The 15,954-nt window shown below is 75.3% G+C and carries 15 protein-coding genes and 1 riboswitch; of the genes, 7 read left to right on the forward strand and 8 right to left on the reverse strand.

The features are described 5' to 3' along the window. Window positions 1-152: 152 nt before the first annotated feature. Complete coding sequence (locus FHS37_RS01660) at window positions 153-989, reverse strand: class I SAM-dependent methyltransferase (RefSeq protein WP_184817179.1); 837 nt, start codon at window positions 987-989, stop codon at window positions 153-155. Between the two features lie 175 nt (window positions 990-1,164). Then, window positions 1,165-1,752: an SAV_6107 family HEPN domain-containing protein gene (locus FHS37_RS01665; RefSeq protein WP_184817180.1), complete on the reverse strand. Its 588-nt coding sequence runs from the start codon at window positions 1,750-1,752 to the stop codon at window positions 1,165-1,167. A gap of 191 nt (window positions 1,753-1,943) precedes the next feature. Here FHS37_RS01665 and FHS37_RS01670 point away from each other — a divergent pair, with 191 nt between their 5' ends. The 4 genes from FHS37_RS01670 (at window position 1,944) to FHS37_RS01685 (ending at window position 7,494) form a co-directional block, all read left to right on the forward strand. After that, window positions 1,944-2,756, forward strand: coding sequence for an ATP-binding cassette domain-containing protein (locus FHS37_RS01670; RefSeq protein ID WP_184817181.1), 813 nt, complete (start codon window positions 1,944-1,946; stop codon window positions 2,754-2,756). Next, window positions 2,728-4,884, forward strand: coding sequence for a YhgE/Pip family protein (locus FHS37_RS01675; RefSeq protein WP_184817182.1), 2,157 nt, complete (start codon window positions 2,728-2,730; stop codon window positions 4,882-4,884). Before FHS37_RS01670 ends, FHS37_RS01675 begins: the two co-directional genes overlap by 29 nt. A 35-nt stretch (window positions 4,885-4,919) precedes the next feature. Then, window positions 4,920-5,549: a TetR/AcrR family transcriptional regulator gene (locus tag FHS37_RS01680; protein WP_184817183.1), complete on the forward strand. Its 630-nt coding sequence runs from the start codon at window positions 4,920-4,922 to the stop codon at window positions 5,547-5,549. A 436-nt stretch (window positions 5,550-5,985) separates the two neighbouring features. Next, window positions 5,986-7,494 (forward strand): phytoene desaturase family protein, encoded by a 1,509-nt coding sequence (locus tag FHS37_RS01685; RefSeq protein WP_184817184.1) that lies wholly within the window; start codon window positions 5,986-5,988, stop codon window positions 7,492-7,494. A gap of 6 nt (window positions 7,495-7,500) precedes the next feature. Here the strand turns inward: FHS37_RS01685 and FHS37_RS01690 are convergent, their stop codons facing one another. The 6 genes from FHS37_RS01690 to FHS37_RS01715 form a co-directional block, all read right to left on the reverse strand. After that, window positions 7,501-8,421 (reverse strand): SCO2102 family sporulation regulator, encoded by a 921-nt coding sequence (locus FHS37_RS01690; RefSeq protein WP_184817687.1) that lies wholly within the window; start codon window positions 8,419-8,421, stop codon window positions 7,501-7,503. 23 nt (window positions 8,422-8,444) lie between these two features. Then, window positions 8,445-9,401: a methylenetetrahydrofolate reductase [NAD(P)H] gene (metF, locus tag FHS37_RS01695; protein WP_184817185.1), complete on the reverse strand. Its 957-nt coding sequence runs from the start codon at window positions 9,399-9,401 to the stop codon at window positions 8,445-8,447. Window positions 9,402-9,508: 107 nt separating this feature from the next. Further along, window positions 9,509-10,183 (reverse strand): thiamine phosphate synthase, encoded by a 675-nt coding sequence (gene thiE / locus FHS37_RS01700; RefSeq protein ID WP_184817186.1) that lies wholly within the window; start codon window positions 10,181-10,183, stop codon window positions 9,509-9,511. Window positions 10,184-10,913: 730 nt separating this feature from the next. Then, entirely contained in the window at window positions 10,914-11,279 is a 366-nt protein-coding gene (locus FHS37_RS01705; protein ID WP_184817187.1) for an Rv2175c family DNA-binding protein, read from the reverse strand. A gap of 74 nt (window positions 11,280-11,353) precedes the next feature. Continuing rightward, complete coding sequence (locus FHS37_RS01710) at window positions 11,354-12,595, reverse strand: NAD(P)/FAD-dependent oxidoreductase (RefSeq protein WP_184817188.1); 1,242 nt, start codon at window positions 12,593-12,595, stop codon at window positions 11,354-11,356. Between the two features lie 43 nt (window positions 12,596-12,638). Next, window positions 12,639-12,989, reverse strand: a complete 351-nt coding sequence (locus tag FHS37_RS01715; protein WP_184817189.1) for an avidin-fold protein — start codon at window positions 12,987-12,989, stop codon at window positions 12,639-12,641. Window positions 12,990-13,039: 50 nt separating this feature from the next. Beyond that, window positions 13,040-13,151, forward strand: a riboswitch (TPP riboswitch). Here FHS37_RS01715 and thiO point away from each other — a divergent pair. From thiO to FHS37_RS01730, 3 genes are all read left to right on the forward strand, one after another. Beyond that, window positions 13,149-14,333, forward strand: a complete 1,185-nt coding sequence (thiO, locus tag FHS37_RS01720; protein WP_184817190.1) for a glycine oxidase ThiO — start codon at window positions 13,149-13,151, stop codon at window positions 14,331-14,333. Its footprint overlaps the riboswitch before it by 3 nt. After that, the gene (thiS, locus tag FHS37_RS01725; RefSeq protein ID WP_184817191.1) at window positions 14,330-14,530 is read left to right on the forward strand and encodes a sulfur carrier protein ThiS; all 201 of its coding nucleotides are present in this window, start codon (window positions 14,330-14,332) and stop codon (window positions 14,528-14,530) included. Before thiO ends, thiS begins: the two co-directional genes overlap by 4 nt. Before the next feature lie 2 nt (window positions 14,531-14,532). Further along, window positions 14,533-15,327: a thiazole synthase gene (locus FHS37_RS01730; RefSeq protein ID WP_184817192.1), complete on the forward strand. Its 795-nt coding sequence runs from the start codon at window positions 14,533-14,535 to the stop codon at window positions 15,325-15,327. Window positions 15,328-15,954: the final 627 nt, after the last annotated feature.

Genomic DNA, 15,954 nt, shown 5'->3' on the forward strand with positions numbered 1-15,954 from the left:
GCATCTCTTTCCCCGGCGGCCGACCCGTCATGCCGGGCGGTCTCCCTCGATCATACGGCGCCAAGCCGCCATTCGGGGGGCCTGTGGCGCACTCCATGCGCCGTCCGGACGCCGGACGCGCCGCTGATCAGCGGCGCGACACCTGCGGCCGCTCAGGCCCCGGACGCCTCAGAGGACCCTTGCGCCTCACCGAGCACATGAAGCTGCGTGGCCACGGAGTGGAAGGCGGTGAGTTCGGCCGCCGCGGCCTCCAGCTCCAGCAGTGCGTCCAGGGCTCCGGGCTCGGTGTCCACGAGCGCGCCGGGGACCAGGTCGGCGAAGACCCGCACGCCGTGCACGGCGCCGACCCTGAGGCCCGCCCCCTCGACGAGCCCGGTGAGCTGGTCGGCGGTGAAGCGGCGCGGCACGGGGTCACCCGTGCCCCATCGGCCGTTCGGGTCGTCGAGCGCCTGCCTGGCCTCCTTGAAGTGACCGGCGAGGGCGCGGGCGAGCACGGCGCCGCCGAGGCCGGCGGCCAGCAGGCTGAGGACGCCTTCGGGGCGCAGGGCGGCCACCGCGTTGCGGATGCCCTCGGCCGGGTCGTCGACGTACTCCAGGACGCCGTGGCACAGCACGGCGTCGTAACCGCCGCGCTCGGCCACCTCGAAGAGGCCGTGCACGTCGCCCTGGACTCCCCGGACCCGGTCGGCGGCGCCGGCCTCGGCCGCGCGGCGCTCCAGGGCGAACAGCGCGTTGGGACTGGGGTCGACGACGGTGACCCGGTGGCCGAGGAGGGCCAGGGGCACCGCGAAGTGGCCGCTTCCGCCGCCGGTGTCGAGGACGTCCAGCGCCTGCCGCCCCGTCGCCTTGGCCCGGCGTTCCAGGGCGTCCTGGAGGACCTCCCAGACCACGGCGGTGCGCAGGGCGGCACGGGGGCGGGAGGGGTCGGAGCGCAGCGGCGTCACTCGAGGGTGGTGGTGGGAGACGGGAGGGCGCATCGGATCCGACACGGCAGTTGACTCCTCGGCGCGGCACCGCCTCATCCTCGGCGGAGCGATCGGGCTCCCTTCCCGTCCCGGAGCGCCGGGGCGGGAAGGGGTTCAGGCGCCCTCCACCCTATTGCCTGCGGTGCGGTACCCGGTCACCTGCCCGTGCCACCGCGAAGGGCTCACCGCGGACGGACGGTCAGCCCGCGTCCGGGACGTCCCGGACCGGGCCCCCGTCCGCACCCCCGCCCGGGTCGCGGCCCTCCGGCCGGTCCGTGTCCCCGTGCGGCTGCGGGAGGACCGGCTGGAGGACGAGCATGCGCTCCACCAGGCGCAGGAACATCGCCACGTCCCGTATCAGGTCGTCGGCGTCCCGCCCGCTCGCCGCGCCCTGGATGCCTGCCTCGGCCCGGGCGCGGCGCCGGGCCCCGGAGGCGAACAGCGCGCTCCACTCGGCGAGCTCGGGCGCGATCTCGGGGAGCACTTCCCAGGCGCTCCTGATCCGGGCCCGGGCCCGGGGTGAGGTCTCGGGCCGGCCGCGCGCGGCGAGCACGGCGGCGGCGGTGCGCAGGGCGGCGAGGTGGGCCGTCGCGTAGCGCTCGTTGGGGGTGTCGAGGACGGTGGCCTCGTCGAGTCCGGCACGGGCCTGGGCGAGCAGGTCGAGGGCGGCGGGCGGGGCCGCGGCGCGGCGCAGCACGGGGTGGACGTCGCTCGCCGGACCGTTCGTCGAGGGGGCAGGGCGGGTTGCGCGGTGCCGACGGGCCGCGGCTGCGGACGAGTTGGCCATGACGAACCTCCTGTCGTCTTCGTGACGGCACGCTCTGCTACGAGGTGCCGTATGTGCTCATCGTGCGGTATGGCACTGACAATCCGTTCTGACCTGGGGCTTTGCCTCGAGCGAGCGTTCGGGCTAGTTTTTGCACTGACCAGTCAGTTCAAAAAGTCCCGCAGGGGTTCGGGAAAGGAAGTGGGGGACGCATGGGGGACGTGGTGAACGATCCGCCCGGACTCGCCGTCTCGGCCCGCGGCTTCGGGCTCGAGGGACCGCGGGGCTGGGCGTTCCGCGGGATCGGCGTCGAAGCGGGGCCCGGCTCGCTGATCGCCGTCGAGGGACCGTCCGGGTCGGGCCGCACCTGCCTGCTGCTCGCGCTCACCGGGCGGATGCGGCCCACGGAGGGCCTGGCCGCCGTGGGCGGGCTCGCGCTGCCCAGGCGCATGGCCGCCGTGCGCCGGATCAGCGCGCTCGCGCACGTCGCCGGCGTGACCGATCTCGACCCGGCCCTGACCGTCGGCGAGCACCTGCGCGAGCGGGCGCTGCTGCAGCGCCGCTTCGGCGGCTCCCTGCGCGGGCTGCTGCGTCCGCGCAGGGAGCGTGCGGCCGGGGAGAGGAGGCGCGTCGACACCGCGCTGGCCACCGCCGGACTGGACCTCGCGACGCTGCCCAAGGGCGCGCGGACCGCCGTACGGGAGCTGGAGCGGGTGGAGGCGCTGCGGCTGTCGCTCGCGCTGGCCCTGCTCGGACGCCCCCGGCTGCTCGGGGTGGACGACGCCGACCTGAAGCTCTCGTCCGCCGAACGGGACGAGGTCTGGGCCCTGCTGAGGTCGGTCACCGAAGCCGGCCCGACGGTGGTGGCGGTGTGCAGCGAGGCACCGCGGGACGTGGTGGTCGTCCGCACGGGAGCCACCGGATCCGACGAGGAGCACACCGCGGAGCACGACGAGGAGCACGACGCGGAGCACGACGAGAGGGAGGAGGCGGCCGATGCGCTCGCCGAGACTGGCCGCTCTTGAGCTGCGGCGCTTCGGCCGCGGCAAGCTGCCGCGCGCGGCCCTGGTCGCCCTGCTGGTGCTGCCCCTGCTGTACGGCGCCCTGTACCTGTGGTCGTTCTGGGACCCCTACAGCCGCCTCGACCGGATCCCCGTGGCGCTCGTGAACGACGACCGGGGGGCGACCGCCGACGGGAAGCGGATCACCGCGGGCGACGACATCGCCGGGGGGCTGCGCGACAGCGGCACCTTCGACTGGCGGGAGGTGAGCGCGGAGGAGGCCCGGCGGGGCGTCGAGGACGGCACCTACTACCTGTCGCTGACCGTGCCCGCCGACTTCAGCCGCCGCGTCGCCTCCAGCTCGGGGGACTCCCCCGAGACCGGCGCCCTGGAGGTGCGGACGAACGACGCCAACAACTACATCGTCGGGCAGATCTCCCGGACGGTCTTCGGCGAGGTGCGCCGGGCCGCGTCCACGAAGACGTCGCGCTCCTTCCTGGACCGGATCTTCGTCTCGTTCTCGGACATCCACGGCGAGACCGTGAGGGCGGCGAAGGGCGCCGACCGGCTCAAGGGCGGCATCGGGAGGGCGGAGAAGGGTTCCGAGGACCTCGCCGACGGCCTGGCGGACGCCCGTAAGGGCAGCGGCAAGCTGTCCAAGGGCCTGAAGGACCTCCACCGGGGCGCGGGCGACCTGGAGGACGGTGCGCGGAAGGTCGCGGACGGGACGCGGACGCTCGCCGACAAGGTGAACGCCGTCGACGCCGAGGTGGGCCCGTTCCTGGAGGACAACGAGAAGACCATCGGCGACACGGCCCGGTTCGTCGCCGACTCGGCGGGCCGGCTCCGCGACGACCTCGACGCGCTGGAGAAGCGGGCGCCGGACGCCGCGAAGGACGCCCGCGCGGCGTCCGGCACCCTGGACGACGTCCACCGCACCCGCTGCGAGGACCCCGCCCGGTCCGGCCCCGCCGGCACCACCGATCCCACCGATCCCACTGGCACCACCGACCCCGCCGGCACCACCGGTTCCGCCGATCCCGCCTGCGCCGATCTGGAGCGGGCCAGGGACGCGACGGCCGCCGCGGCGGCCGTCGCCGAAGACGTCAGCGGCCTGGTCACCGACCACCGCGGCGACCTGAAGAAGCTCGACACCCACCTCGGCACCCTGCAGAAGCAGGCGCGGGCGCTCGCCGACCGCGCCCCGCGCCTCTCCGAGGACCTCGACGACGCCGTCACCCGGATCAACAAGCTGAACGCCGGCGCCGGCAAGGTCGCCGCCGGTGCGAAGAAGCTGCACAAGGGCCTGGGCACCGCCGAGACCGGCGCCCTGGACCTGGACGAGGGCGTCGGCGAGCTCAAGACCGGCGCGGACGACCTGAACGGCGGCATCTTCAAGCTCGTCGACGGCTCCGGCGAGCTCGCCGGCGGACTGCACGAGGGCGCCGGGCGGATCCCCGACTACGACAAGCAGGACCGCGACCTGCGCACCGAGGTGATGGCCGACCCGGTCCGGCTCGTCACCCACGACCTGCACAAGGCGCCCAACTACGGCACCGGCTTCGCTCCGTACTTCATCCCGCTGTCGCTGTGGGTGGGCGCGATGGTGGCGTACATGGTCATCGCGCCGATGAACCGGCGTGCCCTCGCCGCCGGCGCCTCGGCCTGGCGGATCGCGCTGGCGGGCTGGCTGCCGGTGCTGGTGATCGGGGTGCTGCAGACGGTGGCGCTGATGTCGGTGCTGCACTGGGCGCTCGGGCTGCAGACGGCCCGGGCGGCGGGGACGGTGGGCTTCCTGTTCCTGGTGACGGCGTGCTTCGCGGCGATCGTGCAGTGGCTGAACGCGCGCTTCGGAGCGGCCGGCCGGATCCTCGTCCTCGCGCTGCTGATGCTCCAGCTGACGTCGGCGGGCGGCACGTACCCCGTGCAGACCAGTCCCGGCTTCTTCAACGCGCTGCACCCCCTTCTCCCGATGACCCACGTCGTCGAGGCGCTCCGGCGGCTGATCACGGGCGGCGGGCTCGGACCGGTGTGGCAGGCGTGCGCCGTGCTCGCGGCCTTCACCGTGGGCGCCCTCGCGCTGACCGCGCTGTCGGCCCGCCGCCGGCAGGTGTGGACCCTGGACCGGCTGCACCCGGAGCTGAGCCTGTGAACGGACGGACCGGCGTCCCTGTGACAATCGGGGTCATGGAACGCAGCAGCACCACGTCGGGCGGCAGCGCCCGCCGCGAGGCCACCCGGCAGAAGCTCTACGAGGCGGCCGTCACCCTCATCGCCGAACAGGGCTTCTCCGCCACCACGGTGGACGAGATCGCCGAGCGGGCGGGAGTCGCGAAGGGCACGGTCTACTACAACTTCGCGAGCAAGTCGGTCCTCTTCGAGGAGTTGCTGCGGCACGGCGTCGGTCTCCTGACCGCCTCGCTGCGGGAGGCGGCCGAGAAGACGGCCGCCCAGGGCGGCAGCAGGGTCGACGCCCTGGACGCGATGGTCCGCGCGGGCCTGGTCTTCATCGACCGCTATCCGGCCTTCACCCAGCTGTACGTGGCCGAGCTGTGGCGCACCAACCGGGCCTGGCAGTCCACGCTGATGGTGGTGCGGCAGCAGGCCGTGGCGGTGGTCGAGGGCGTGCTGCGCGAGGGCGTGGCCGCCGGGGAGTTCAGCGAGGAGATCGACGTCCCGCTGACGGCGGCGGCGCTGGTCGGCATGGTGCTGGTGGCCGCGCTGGACTGGAAGTCCTTCCAGCCGGAGCGCTCCCTGGACGACGTGCACGCGGCTCTGTCCCGGCTGCTGCAGGGACGGGTCAGCGGTCACCGCTGAGGCCGGGTGACGGCGGGCCGGCGCACGCGAAGGCGCCGGCCCGCCGGTGGCCGCGTCCCCCGCGGGCCACCGTCGGACCGGCGCCTTCCTTGCTCCCCCGTGCGTCCCCCCGCAGAACCCCCGTTCGCGGTCGTCCCCCGGGTTCCCCCGTGCCTCGCTCCCGCCGACGGCGCCGGCGGAAGGAGCGGATCGCGGGCCGCGCCGTTCCGGCGCCCCGTGTCGCCGGTTCCGGAAGCCGTGCCCCTCTCCGTGGTCTCCACTCTCCCGTCCCCGCGGGGCGGGACCCATCCGCGCGCGTACTCATCTCGGCGGCTAGGTACGGATACTCACGCCTGCGCACCCGCCCCCACGACGCGGTGCCGGCGGCTGGTCACCCGCGCGGGGGCGCCGGTACTCGGGGGCCGGTCCGCCGGTGGCGGCGGATAAAGTCCCTGGCATGGCACGGATTGCGGTGATCGGCGCCGGGATGGGCGCGATGGCGGCCGCCGCCCGGCTGGCCGTCGCGGGCCACCGGGTGGCGGTGTACGAACGGACGGAGACGTACGGCGGCGTCCTGCGCCGCCGGGAGCGGGACGGGTTCTCCTTCGACACCGGTCCCGGTCTGTTCACCCTCCCCGCGGTGTACCGCGACCTCTTCGTCAAGACCGGCCGGGAGCCGTTGGAGGAATGCGTCGACCTGGTCCAGGTCGACCCGTCGTCGCGGCACGTGTTCGCGGACGGCACCCGGGTGTCGCTGCCGAACGCCTCGCGCGCGGGCGTCGTCGCGGCCCTGGGCGAGGCGCTCGGGCCGGACGCCGGCCGCCGGTGGGGCGACTTCCTGGTGCGGGCCCGTGAGGCCTGGGACCGGTCGCGCAGGCCGCTGCTGGAGGAGCCGTTGTGGCCGAACTGGCAGGTGCTGGCCGAACGCGAGCCCTACCCGGCGGTCCCCCACAAGCGGCTGCTGCGCACCCGCCGGGCCGGCACGCTCGCCGAGGTCGGCTCCTGGGAGCTGCGGGACCCCCGGCTGGTCGCGCTGCTGGAGAGCCACGCGCTCGCGTACGGCCTGGATCCCCGTGGGACCCCGGCGAGCGCGGCCGTGCTGCCGTACATGGAGCACGCCTTCGGCACCTGGTACGTGCGGGGCGGCATGCGGGAGCTGGCGCGGGCGGTGTACGAGCGGTGCGTGGCCCGTAAGGTCGAGTTCCACTTCGGCGCGGAGGTCTCCGGGGTGCTGGAGGAGGACGGCCGGGTGGCGGGGGTCGAGCTCCGCGACGGCACGGTGGGCGAGGCGGACCACGTGGTCGCGGGCGTGGACCCGCACCGGCTGGAGCTCATGACCGGCCATCCGCTGTACGGCGACGGCGATGTGCGCCCCGACCCCACGGAGCGGCGGCCCGGGCGGTTCACGGTGCTGCTGGCGCTGCGCGGGCCGCGCGAGTCCGGTGCGGCGCACCGCACGGTCGTGCACGCCCCCGACCGCACGGCGGAGCTGGACTTCCTCACCGCCCGCGCCGGCACCCCGGTGCGGCCCACGGTGACGGTGCTGCGGCCGGACGACCCCGCCCTCGCCCCCGACGCGGAGCACGAGTCCGTGGTCCTGTCCGCCACCGTGCCGCAGGGCGCTCAGTGGGACGGGGGCGAGACCGGCGAGCGGTTCGCGGATCTGCTCGTCGAGGCCGCCGAGGCCGCCGTTCCCGGTCTGCGCGGGCGCGTCCTGTGGCGGGAGGTGCACACGCCCGGCGCCTTCGGGGAGGAGACGGGCGCCGGGTTCGGGGGCATCCCCGCTCCCGCCCTCGCCGCCGGGCGGGGCCGCTTCCTCCGCCCGGCCAACACCACCCCGCTCCCGGGCCTGTACCGCGTCGGCGGCTGGTCCCACCCGGGGGGCGGTCTCCCGCACGCCGGGATGTCGGGGGCGCTGGTCGCCGGGCTGATCGTGGAGGGGCCGGAGTTCCGCGGGTCGCAGTGAGCGCGCTCAGAAGCGGTACTGCTCGTCGTACCCGTTCCCCTGCGCCGGTCCGCCGCCCTGGTGCGGGTACGGCTGCTCCGGGGGGAGTTCACCGCCGTACGGGTCGTCGGTGCTGCGCTGCTGCGGGACCCACAGGCCGCCGGGCGGGGTCTCGCCGTAGGCGCCGGCGTACTGGTCCTGGCCGTAGGGCTGCTGGCCGTACTGCTGCGAGTCGGCGTAGCCGGTGTCGTACGAGGCCCCGCCGTAGGTCTGGGTGCCGATGTACGGGTCGGAGTAGGCGGCGTACTGCTGCTGGCCGGTGGTGTCGTAGCCCTGCTGCTGGCCGTAGCCGGAGTAGTCGTAGGCGTAGTTCTGGTCGGCGCCCTGGGCGGTCGTCGCGTACGGAGTCTGCCCCGTGTCGCCGTAGACGCCGTAGGAGCCGGTGTCGTCGGGCACGGGCTGCGGCTCGTAGACGGCGGTGGTCCCGTCGGCCGTCGGCCGGTCGGGGCGCGCGGGGGTGAACACGTCGTCGCGGTCGTAGTCGTCGTCCGTGCCGTACCCGGCGCGGTCACCGCGGTGGCCGGCGCCCTCGTCGTCGTGACCGGCCTCGGACGCCTCCAGGTCGGAGACCTCCAGGGTCGGTTCCCGGCGGCGCCCGCGGTCACCGCGGCGGCCCGTGGCGGCGGCCAGCGCCGGGGCGTTGACCGCCCAGCCGGCCGCGAAGCCGCGGCGGAAGGACAGCGTGACGTAGGTCTGGCCGACCGCGAAGGCGGCGGCGCCCAGCCCGATGACGACGACGGACGGGATCAGCACACCGACCACGACACCGAGGAAGCCGGCGAAGGCGAGCAGCCGCCAGCGCAGGCGCGCCTTGTACTGCAGCAGCACCTCGCCGAGCAGCCACAACGCGACGATGCCGAACGCGATGTAGAGGACCGTCCAGCCCATGTACGCCCCTCTCCCAGTGGTCGTCACGCAGTGTGTCGTACACCGGTGCGACCGGTCCAGGCCTGCGGCGGGTGGTGCAGACCCAGGTTCTCGTAGATTTCCAGGGTCGCCGTGGAGTTGTTGAGCGTGATGAAGTGCAGACCGGGCACTCCCTCGGCCAGCAGCCGGGCGCAGAACTCCGTGGCGAACTCGATACCGATGGAGCGTACCGCCGCCGGATCGTCCTTCGCCGACAGGATCCTCTCTTTGAGGGCGTCCGGGAACGCGGCGTTGCTGAGCTTCGGCAACCTCTCCAGCATCTTCACGCTGGTCACCGGCATCACCTCGGGGATCACCGGGGTCTCGCAGCCGGCCGCGGCGACCCGGTCGCGCAGGCGCAGGTAGGACTCGGGCTGGAAGAACATCTGGGTGATCGCGTAGTCGGCGCCGGCCCGGCACTTGTCGACGAAGTGCGCGACGTCCGTGTCCCAGTCGGCCGACCGCGGGTGCATCTCCGGGAAGGCGGCGACGCCCACGCAGAAGTCGCCCGACTCCTTGATGAGCCGGACGAGTTCGGCGGCGTAGGTCAGGCCCTGCGGGTGCGGCACCCAGTCGCCCATCGGGTCGCCGGGCGGGTCGCCGCGCACGGCGAGCATGTTGCGGATCCCGGCGTCGGCGTACTGGCCGATGATGTTGCGCAGTTCGGCGACGGAGTGGTTGACCGCGGTGAGGTGGGCGACCGGCGTGAGGGTGGTGTCGGCGACGATCTGCTGGGTCTCCTTGACCGTGCCGGCGCGCGTGGAACCGCCCGCGCCGTACGTCACGGAGACGAAGTCGGGCGCGACCGCCTCGACCCTGCGCAGCGCGCTCCACAGGTTCCGCTCGCCCTGGGGGGTTTTCGGCGCCGAGAACTCGAAGGAGTACGTCGTCTTGCCGGCGGCGAGGATGTCACGCACGGTGCGCGCGCGATCAGTCCTGGTGGATGCGGTTCCGAGGGCCATACCGGCAGGTTAGCCAGGGTACGGCGGTCCCCCAACCGAAAGTGGGAGATCTGTCTGATTTGTCGACTTACCGTCCACAGTGTGGACAAACCTGAGACGCGCGGGGGTCATCCGGCGTCCCGAGCGGCGCCCCGCAGCCGCTCCGCGAACTCGGCCGCCGCCGCGCCCGGGTCGTCGGCCTCGGTGAGGGCCCGTACGACGACGACCCGGCGGGCGCCGGCCTCCAGGACCTCGTCGAGGTTGCCGAGGTCGATGCCGCCGATGGCGAACCAGGGGCGGTCGGTGCCGAGGGCGGCGGTGCGACGGACCAGGTCCAGGCCGGGTGCGTGGCGGCCGGGCTTGGTGGGGGTGGGCCAGCAGGGGCCGGTGCAGAAGTAGTCCACGCCGGACTGGACGGCGGCCGCGGCGGCCTCGGACTCGGCGTGCGTGGAGCGGCCGATCAGGACGTCGTCGCCGAGGAGGGCGCGGGCCGCGGGGACGGGCAGGTCGCCCTGGCCCAGGTGGAGGACGTCGGCGCCGGCGGCGTGGGCGACGTCCGCGCGGTCGTTGACCGCGAGCAGCCTGCCGTGCCGGGCGCAGGCCTCGGCGACGACCGCCAGGTGCTCCAGTTCCTCGGCGGCCTCCATGCCCTTGTCCCGCAGCTGCACGATGTCGACCCCGCCGGCCAGGACGGCGTCCAGGAACTCCGGGAGGTCCCCCTGCCGCTTGCGGGCGTCGGTGCAGAGGTAGAGCCGGGCGTCGGCGAGCCGGGCGCGGGCGGTGGTGGCTGCGGTGTCGGACATGCGGGTGTCCCCCAGGGGTCGGTGGCGTCGTGGCGTCCGGGCCCGACGGCCCGGGCGGCCGTCGGCGAGCCGCCCCGGCCGGCCCGGGCCGCGGCGTACGCGCCGCCGGGGCCTGTCCGGCGGATCGGGTCGGAGGATACCAACGGCACCTCGCCGTCCCGGGTGAGCGGGGCGCCCGGGTGCCCCGCTCGAACGAGGCCGGGGACTCCGGGGGGCGGCCGCCTGCACAGCGCCGCCGGGTGCCCCGCTCGAACAGCCCGGAGAGGGCATGCCGGCCCCGCGCCTCCGGCCTGGTCCGCCGGACGGGCCCGGGCCCTTCTCGCCGGTGCCGCGGGAGGCCACGAGACGCCCCGTGCCCGGCGGCACCCGAGGCGGGCGGGGCGGCCGGAACGACGCGCCGCACACCGGGCGGCGGCCCGCGGAGCACCGGAGCACCCGGGCACCGCACCGGAAGCGCCGGCCCGCCGCGCGAGGCGCGTCCGCGCCCCCGGCCGTCGCCCGCAGGGGCCGCGGGTCCGGCCCGCCCCGCCCTGCGGCTGCCCGAGCCGGTCCGCCCGCGAAGCCGCACGGCCACGGCCGGATCCCGCACGGGGCACGCCCGCCCCGGGACCGTGGCCCCGGGGCGGGCCGCGGCCCCGGGGCGGGCGGTCGGTGCGGTTCGAGCCCGGCGTCGCGCTTCACGGGCGCCGGGCGGTCGTCCGGGTCGGGTCCCGGGCGGTCAGGTACCGGGTCAGACCGCGAGCGCCTGGGCGCGGCGCTTCACCTCCGTGCCGCGGTTCTCGCTCAGCGCCTGCACGGGCGTGCCCGGCAGCGTGGGGTCGGGAGTGAACAGCCACTCCAGCATCTCTTCGACCGTGAAGCCGTCGTCCCGCAGGAGCGTCAGGGTTCCGGTCAGGCCCTTGACGACCTTGTCCCCGTCGATGAAGGCGGCGGGGACGTGCAGCGCGCGGTTCTCACCCCGGCGCACGGCGATGAGCTGGCCCTCCTTGACCAGCTGCCGGACGCGCGTCACCTCGACGCCGAGCTTCTCGGCGATGTCGGGGAGGGTGAGCCAGGCGGGGACGAGAGCATCGATCTTTGCGTCAATCTCGGTCACGGAACAAGCCTGCCATCTGCCACTGACAGCCGGAAGTCAGCCCCGCCCGCCCGGGCGGACGCGTCCGGCGGCCGTCACGCGGCCGCCGACTTCAGCGGCCGCGCCGGGTCCGCCAGCAGCTCCGGGTCCATCGCCGCGCCCGCCTCGATCAGCCGCCGCCCCTGGGCCAGGTCCCGGGGCCGCCCCACCGCCAGCAGCGCGACCAGGCGCGCCTGACGGAGCCAGCACACGGTCCACGCCGGGTCGGCCGGGTCCCCGCGCCACACGGTCCGGTCGGCGTCCACGTGGTGTCCCGCGTACTGGACGAAGCGCCCGAACTGCTCCGACCAGAAGTACGGCACCGGGTCGTACACCTCCGGCGCCCGGCCGGTGGCCGCGCCGAGGATGTTCACGGCGACCGTGCGCGGACCCTGGAGGGCGTTGTCCCAGTGGTGGACCAGCAGGCGTTCGCCGTACCGCCCCGAGGGGAAGGAGGCGCAGTCGCCGACCGCGTAGACGTCCGGCACGGAGGTCGTCAGGTGGCGGTCGGCGACGATCTCGCCGTGCGTCCCGAGCGCGATCCCGGAGCCGGCCAGCCAGTCCGTGGCGGGCCGGGCCCCGATGCCCACGACCACGGCTCCCGCGGGCAGCCGCGTGCCGTCGTCGAGGACCACGGCACCGGGCTCGACGCGCTCCACGCGCGCGTGCGTGCGCAGGTCGACGCCGGCGTCGGCGTACCAGGCGGCCATCGGGGCGGCCACCTCGGCGGGCAGCGTCTCGGCGAGCGGCCGTTCGGCGGCCTCCACGACGGTGACCGCGCAGCCCGCCTCGCGCGCGGCCGTGGCGAACTCCGCGCCGATCCAGCCGGCGCCGACCACCACGATGTCGTGCTGCCGCGCGAGGACCGGCCGCAGCCGTTCGGCATCGTCCAGGGTGCGCAGCAGATGCACCCCGGCGACGCCCTCCGCACCCGGCAGCCGGACCGGTTCCGCGCCGGTGGCGACCACCAGGACGTCGTAGGGGACGGGCCCGGCCTCCGTGTCCAGCTCGTGGTCCGAGGGGCGCAGGCCGAGCACCTCGCAGCCGAGCCGCAGTTCGACGCCGAGCGACTCGAAGTCGACGTCGAAGGCGGAGTCCTCGGCCTTCCCGAGCAGCACCGCCTTGGACAGGGGGGGCCGGTCGTAGGGCTGGTGGGGCTCCGCGCCGATCAGGGTCACGGTGCCGGTGAAGCCCTGCTCCCGCAGGGCCACCGCGGTCTGCACGCCGGCCACGCCCGCGCCCGCCACCACCACCCGCCGTGGCTCGGACGGCCCCGGCTCCTGCGTCTGCTCGCTCACCCGATCACCTTAGACACCCGAAGACGGCTGACGGGGCATCGGTTCAGCCCCCGTCCGCCGCGAGCTCCTCCACGACGCTCGTCCCGCTGCCCGGCTGCGACTCCCACTCCCAGGTCTCCTCCAGCCGCACCCGCCCGTCGGGCAGCTCCACGACCGCCGACACGCAGTGCCCCGACGCCGTCGTGCCGTCCCGCTTGAGCTGCACGTACCGGAAGTCCAGCCGGTCGCCCTCCCGGGTGCCCACCAGGTGCCCGCGCACGACGTCGCCGCCCGCGTACTCGGCCCAGATCTCGCCGTCCCGCTCGTGGTAGGCGAACCGGGTGCGGGTGCCGACCTGTCCCGGGGCCTGGTCGGCCACGGGGGCGAGGACGAGACCGTCGAGCGAACGGGCCATGGCCGGGCTCCCTTACGAGTGCGATGCGCTGCGGGCTAGGGTGGCCAACGTAAAGCACTCGCGGGAGCCCGGACGCACCGGGCTGAGAGGGAGGCTTGCGGCCTCCGACCGTACGAACCTGATCCGGGTCATGCCGGCGAAGGGAGGGGCTGGACGCCCATGTCGCCCACGCGCACCCCAGACGTCCTCGTCGTCGGGGGTGGAATCATCGGTCTGGTCACGGCCTGGCGGGCCGCGCAGCGCGGTCTCGCCACGGCCCTGGTGGACCCCGAGCCGGGCGGCGGCGCCGCCCAGGTGGCCGCCGGGATGCTGGCCGCCGTCACGGAACTGCACTACGGCGAGCAGACCCTGCTCGGCCTGAACCTCGCCTCCGCGCGCCGCTACCCGGACTTCGCGGCCGAGCTGACCGAGCTCACCGGGCACGACCTCGGCTACCGCCGGTGCGGCACCCTCGCGGTGGCGCTGGACGCCGACGACCGTGCCCACCTGCGGGAGCTGCACGCGCTGCAGCAGCGGTCGGGGCTGGACTCGCAGTGGCTGTCCGGGCGGGAGTGCCGGCGCCTGGAGCCGATGCTCGCGCCGGGCGTGCGCGGCGGTCTGCGGGTCGACGGCGACCACCAGATCGACCCGCGACGGCTGGCGGCGGCGCTGGTGACCGCGTGCGAGCGGACCGGTGTGGTCGTGCACCGCGCGTGGGCCGAGCGGCTCACCGTCGTACGGGACCGGGCGACGGGCGTCGTCACGGCCGACGGCACCGAGCTGGGCGCCGGTCAGGTGGTGCTCGCCGCGGGCAGCCTCAGCGGGCGGCTCGCGGGCATCCCGGAGGACGTGCTGCCGCCCGTGCGTCCCGTGAAGGGGCAGGTGGTGCGGCTGACCATGCCGGGACACACGGCGCACACGGCGCGCTCGACGCCGTTCCTGAGCCGGACCGTGCGGGCCGTGGTGCGCGGCAGCCACGTCTACCTGGTGCCGCGCGAGAGCGGTGAGCTGGTCGTCGGGGCGACCAGCGAGGAGATGGGCTGGGACACGACCGTCACCGCGGGCGGGGTGTACGAGCTGCTGCGCGACGCCCACGAGCTGGTCCCCGGGATCACCGAGCTGCCGTTCACCGAGATCCGGGCCGGGCTGCGCCCCGGCTCCCCCGACAACGCGCCGCTGCTCGGCCCGACCGCGTTGGAGGGGCTGGTGCTGGCCACCGGCCACTACCGCAACGGCGTCCTGCTCACGCCGGTCACCGGCGACGCCCTGGCGCACGTCCTGGCCACCGGGGAGCTCCCGGAGGAGGCCCGTCCCTTCACCCCCCGGCGCTTCACCGCCGCAGCACTCACGGAGCAGCCCGCATGAACATCTCGGTCAACGGGGAACCCCGGGAGGTCGAGCCCGGCACGGCCCTCGACGTCGTCGTGCGCGCGCTCACCGCGGCGCCCTCGGGAGTGGCCGCCGCCCTGAACGAAACCGTCGTCCCGCGCGCGCAGTGGCCCGCCACCGCCCTCTCGGAGGGTGACCGCGTGGAAGTCCTCACCGCCGTCCAAGGAGGCTGACCATGGCCGACGATCCGTTCCTCCTGGGCGGTACGTCCTTCACGTCCCGTCTGATCATGGGCACCGGCGGGGCGCCCAGCCTCGACGTGCTGGAGCGGGCGCTGGTGGCGTCCGGGACGGAGCTGACGACCGTGGCGATGCGGCGGGTGGACCCGTCGGTGCACGGGTCCGTCCTGTCGGTGCTGGAGAAGCTGGGGATCCGGGTGCTGCCGAACACGGCGGGCTGCTTCACCGCCGGGGAGGCCGTGCTCACCGCGCGCCTCGCGCGGGAGGCGCTCGGCACCGGGATGGTCAAGCTGGAGGTCATCGCCGACGAGCGCACGCTGCTGCCGGACCCGGTGGAACTGCTGGAGGCGGCGGAGACGCTGGTCGACGACGGGTTCACGGTGCTGCCGTACACGAACGACGATCCGGTGCTGGCGCGGAAGCTGGAGGACGTCGGCTGTGCGGCGATCATGCCGCTGGGGTCGCCGATCGGGTCCGGGCTCGGGATCCGGAACCCGCACAACTTCCAGCTGATCGTGGAGCACGCGCGCGTGCCGGTGATCCTGGACGCGGGGGCGGGCACGGCGTCGGACGCGGCGCTGGCGATGGAGCTGGGGTGTGCGGGGGTGATGCTGGCGTCGGCGGTGACGCGGGCGCAGGAGCCGGTGCTGATGGCCGCCGCCATGCGGCACGCGGTGGAGGCGGGGCGGTTGGCCCGGCTGGCGGGGCGGATTCCGCGGCGGCACTTCGCCGAGGCGTCGTCTCCTGCGGAGGGCTTGGCCGTGCTGGACCCGGAGCGGCCTGCGTTCTGAACCGGCGGTGCGGTGGCCCGGTCCTCCCTCCCGCCCACGCACCACCCGTTCCCGGTCGGCCGAGAGGTGGACGTCCCCCGCGGGAACCGTACGCCCCCGGCGGCTGCGGGTCCGTACGCCGTCGAGGACTCGGCCGGGCACCCGGTCGGCGACCGGTCCGCCTCCGGCCGGCCGGGGGCTCCCGACGGCGTCCGCCCCGGAACGCCCCGCGGCAGCCGGGCACGCGCCCCGCCACCGGCTGCTCCCGCGCCGTGCGGCGCCGGCCGGACCGGGAAGACTCGGCGGCGGAGGGGTCCGGAGCGGCCGTCGAACGGCCTGGACAGGACGGTCACCACGTGACGCCGCCCGGCTCGACCACCACGCGGCGCCGGGCGGGACGGGCGGTGGGACCACGGGCACGAGCGGCCGGCCGCCGCACGGCACCGGCCGCGCGACGCCGGAGAGGGCGGGCGGTGGGACCGTGGGCACGGGCGGGCGGTCGCCCCACGTGGCACCGGTCCGAGTCGGCCGCCGTACGGCACCGGGCGGGGCGGGTGGCGAGGCCGGGGAACGAGTGGGCGGTGCGTGACGCCGGTCGGCACGCGGCGGCGGGCGGGGCGTGCGTTGCGTCACAGGTCGGCTGCGGTC

Origin of the sequence: Streptomyces griseomycini (assembly GCF_014203535.1) — a bacterium.
GTDB lineage: Bacteria > Actinomycetota > Actinomycetes > Streptomycetales > Streptomycetaceae > Streptomyces > Streptomyces griseomycini.

Excerpts from the sequence above, each read along its gene's own strand:
- FHS37_RS01665 (WP_184817180.1), bottom strand. The coding sequence starts at position 1,752 with ATGGCCAACTCGTCCGCAGCCGCGGCCCGTCGGCACCGCGCAACCCGC.
- FHS37_RS01670 (WP_184817181.1), top strand. The coding sequence starts at position 1,944 with ATGGGGGACGTGGTGAACGATCCGCCCGGACTCGCCGTCTCGGCCCGC.
- FHS37_RS01675 (WP_184817182.1), top strand. The coding sequence starts at position 2,728 with ATGCGCTCGCCGAGACTGGCCGCTCTTGAGCTGCGGCGCTTCGGCCGC.
- FHS37_RS01680 (WP_184817183.1), top strand. The coding sequence starts at position 4,920 with ATGGAACGCAGCAGCACCACGTCGGGCGGCAGCGCCCGCCGCGAGGCC.
- FHS37_RS01685 (WP_184817184.1), top strand. The coding sequence starts at position 5,986 with ATGGCACGGATTGCGGTGATCGGCGCCGGGATGGGCGCGATGGCGGCC.
- FHS37_RS01690 (WP_184817687.1), bottom strand. The coding sequence starts at position 8,421 with ATGGGCTGGACGGTCCTCTACATCGCGTTCGGCATCGTCGCGTTGTGG.
- metF (WP_184817185.1), bottom strand. The coding sequence starts at position 9,401 with ATGGCCCTCGGAACCGCATCCACCAGGACTGATCGCGCGCGCACCGTG.
- thiE (WP_184817186.1), bottom strand. The coding sequence starts at position 10,183 with ATGTCCGACACCGCAGCCACCACCGCCCGCGCCCGGCTCGCCGACGCC.
- FHS37_RS01715 (WP_184817189.1), bottom strand. The coding sequence starts at position 12,989 with ATGGCCCGTTCGCTCGACGGTCTCGTCCTCGCCCCCGTGGCCGACCAG.
- thiO (WP_184817190.1), top strand. The coding sequence starts at position 13,149 with ATGTCGCCCACGCGCACCCCAGACGTCCTCGTCGTCGGGGGTGGAATC.
- thiS (WP_184817191.1), top strand. The coding sequence starts at position 14,330 with ATGAACATCTCGGTCAACGGGGAACCCCGGGAGGTCGAGCCCGGCACG.
- FHS37_RS01730 (WP_184817192.1), top strand. The coding sequence starts at position 14,533 with ATGGCCGACGATCCGTTCCTCCTGGGCGGTACGTCCTTCACGTCCCGT.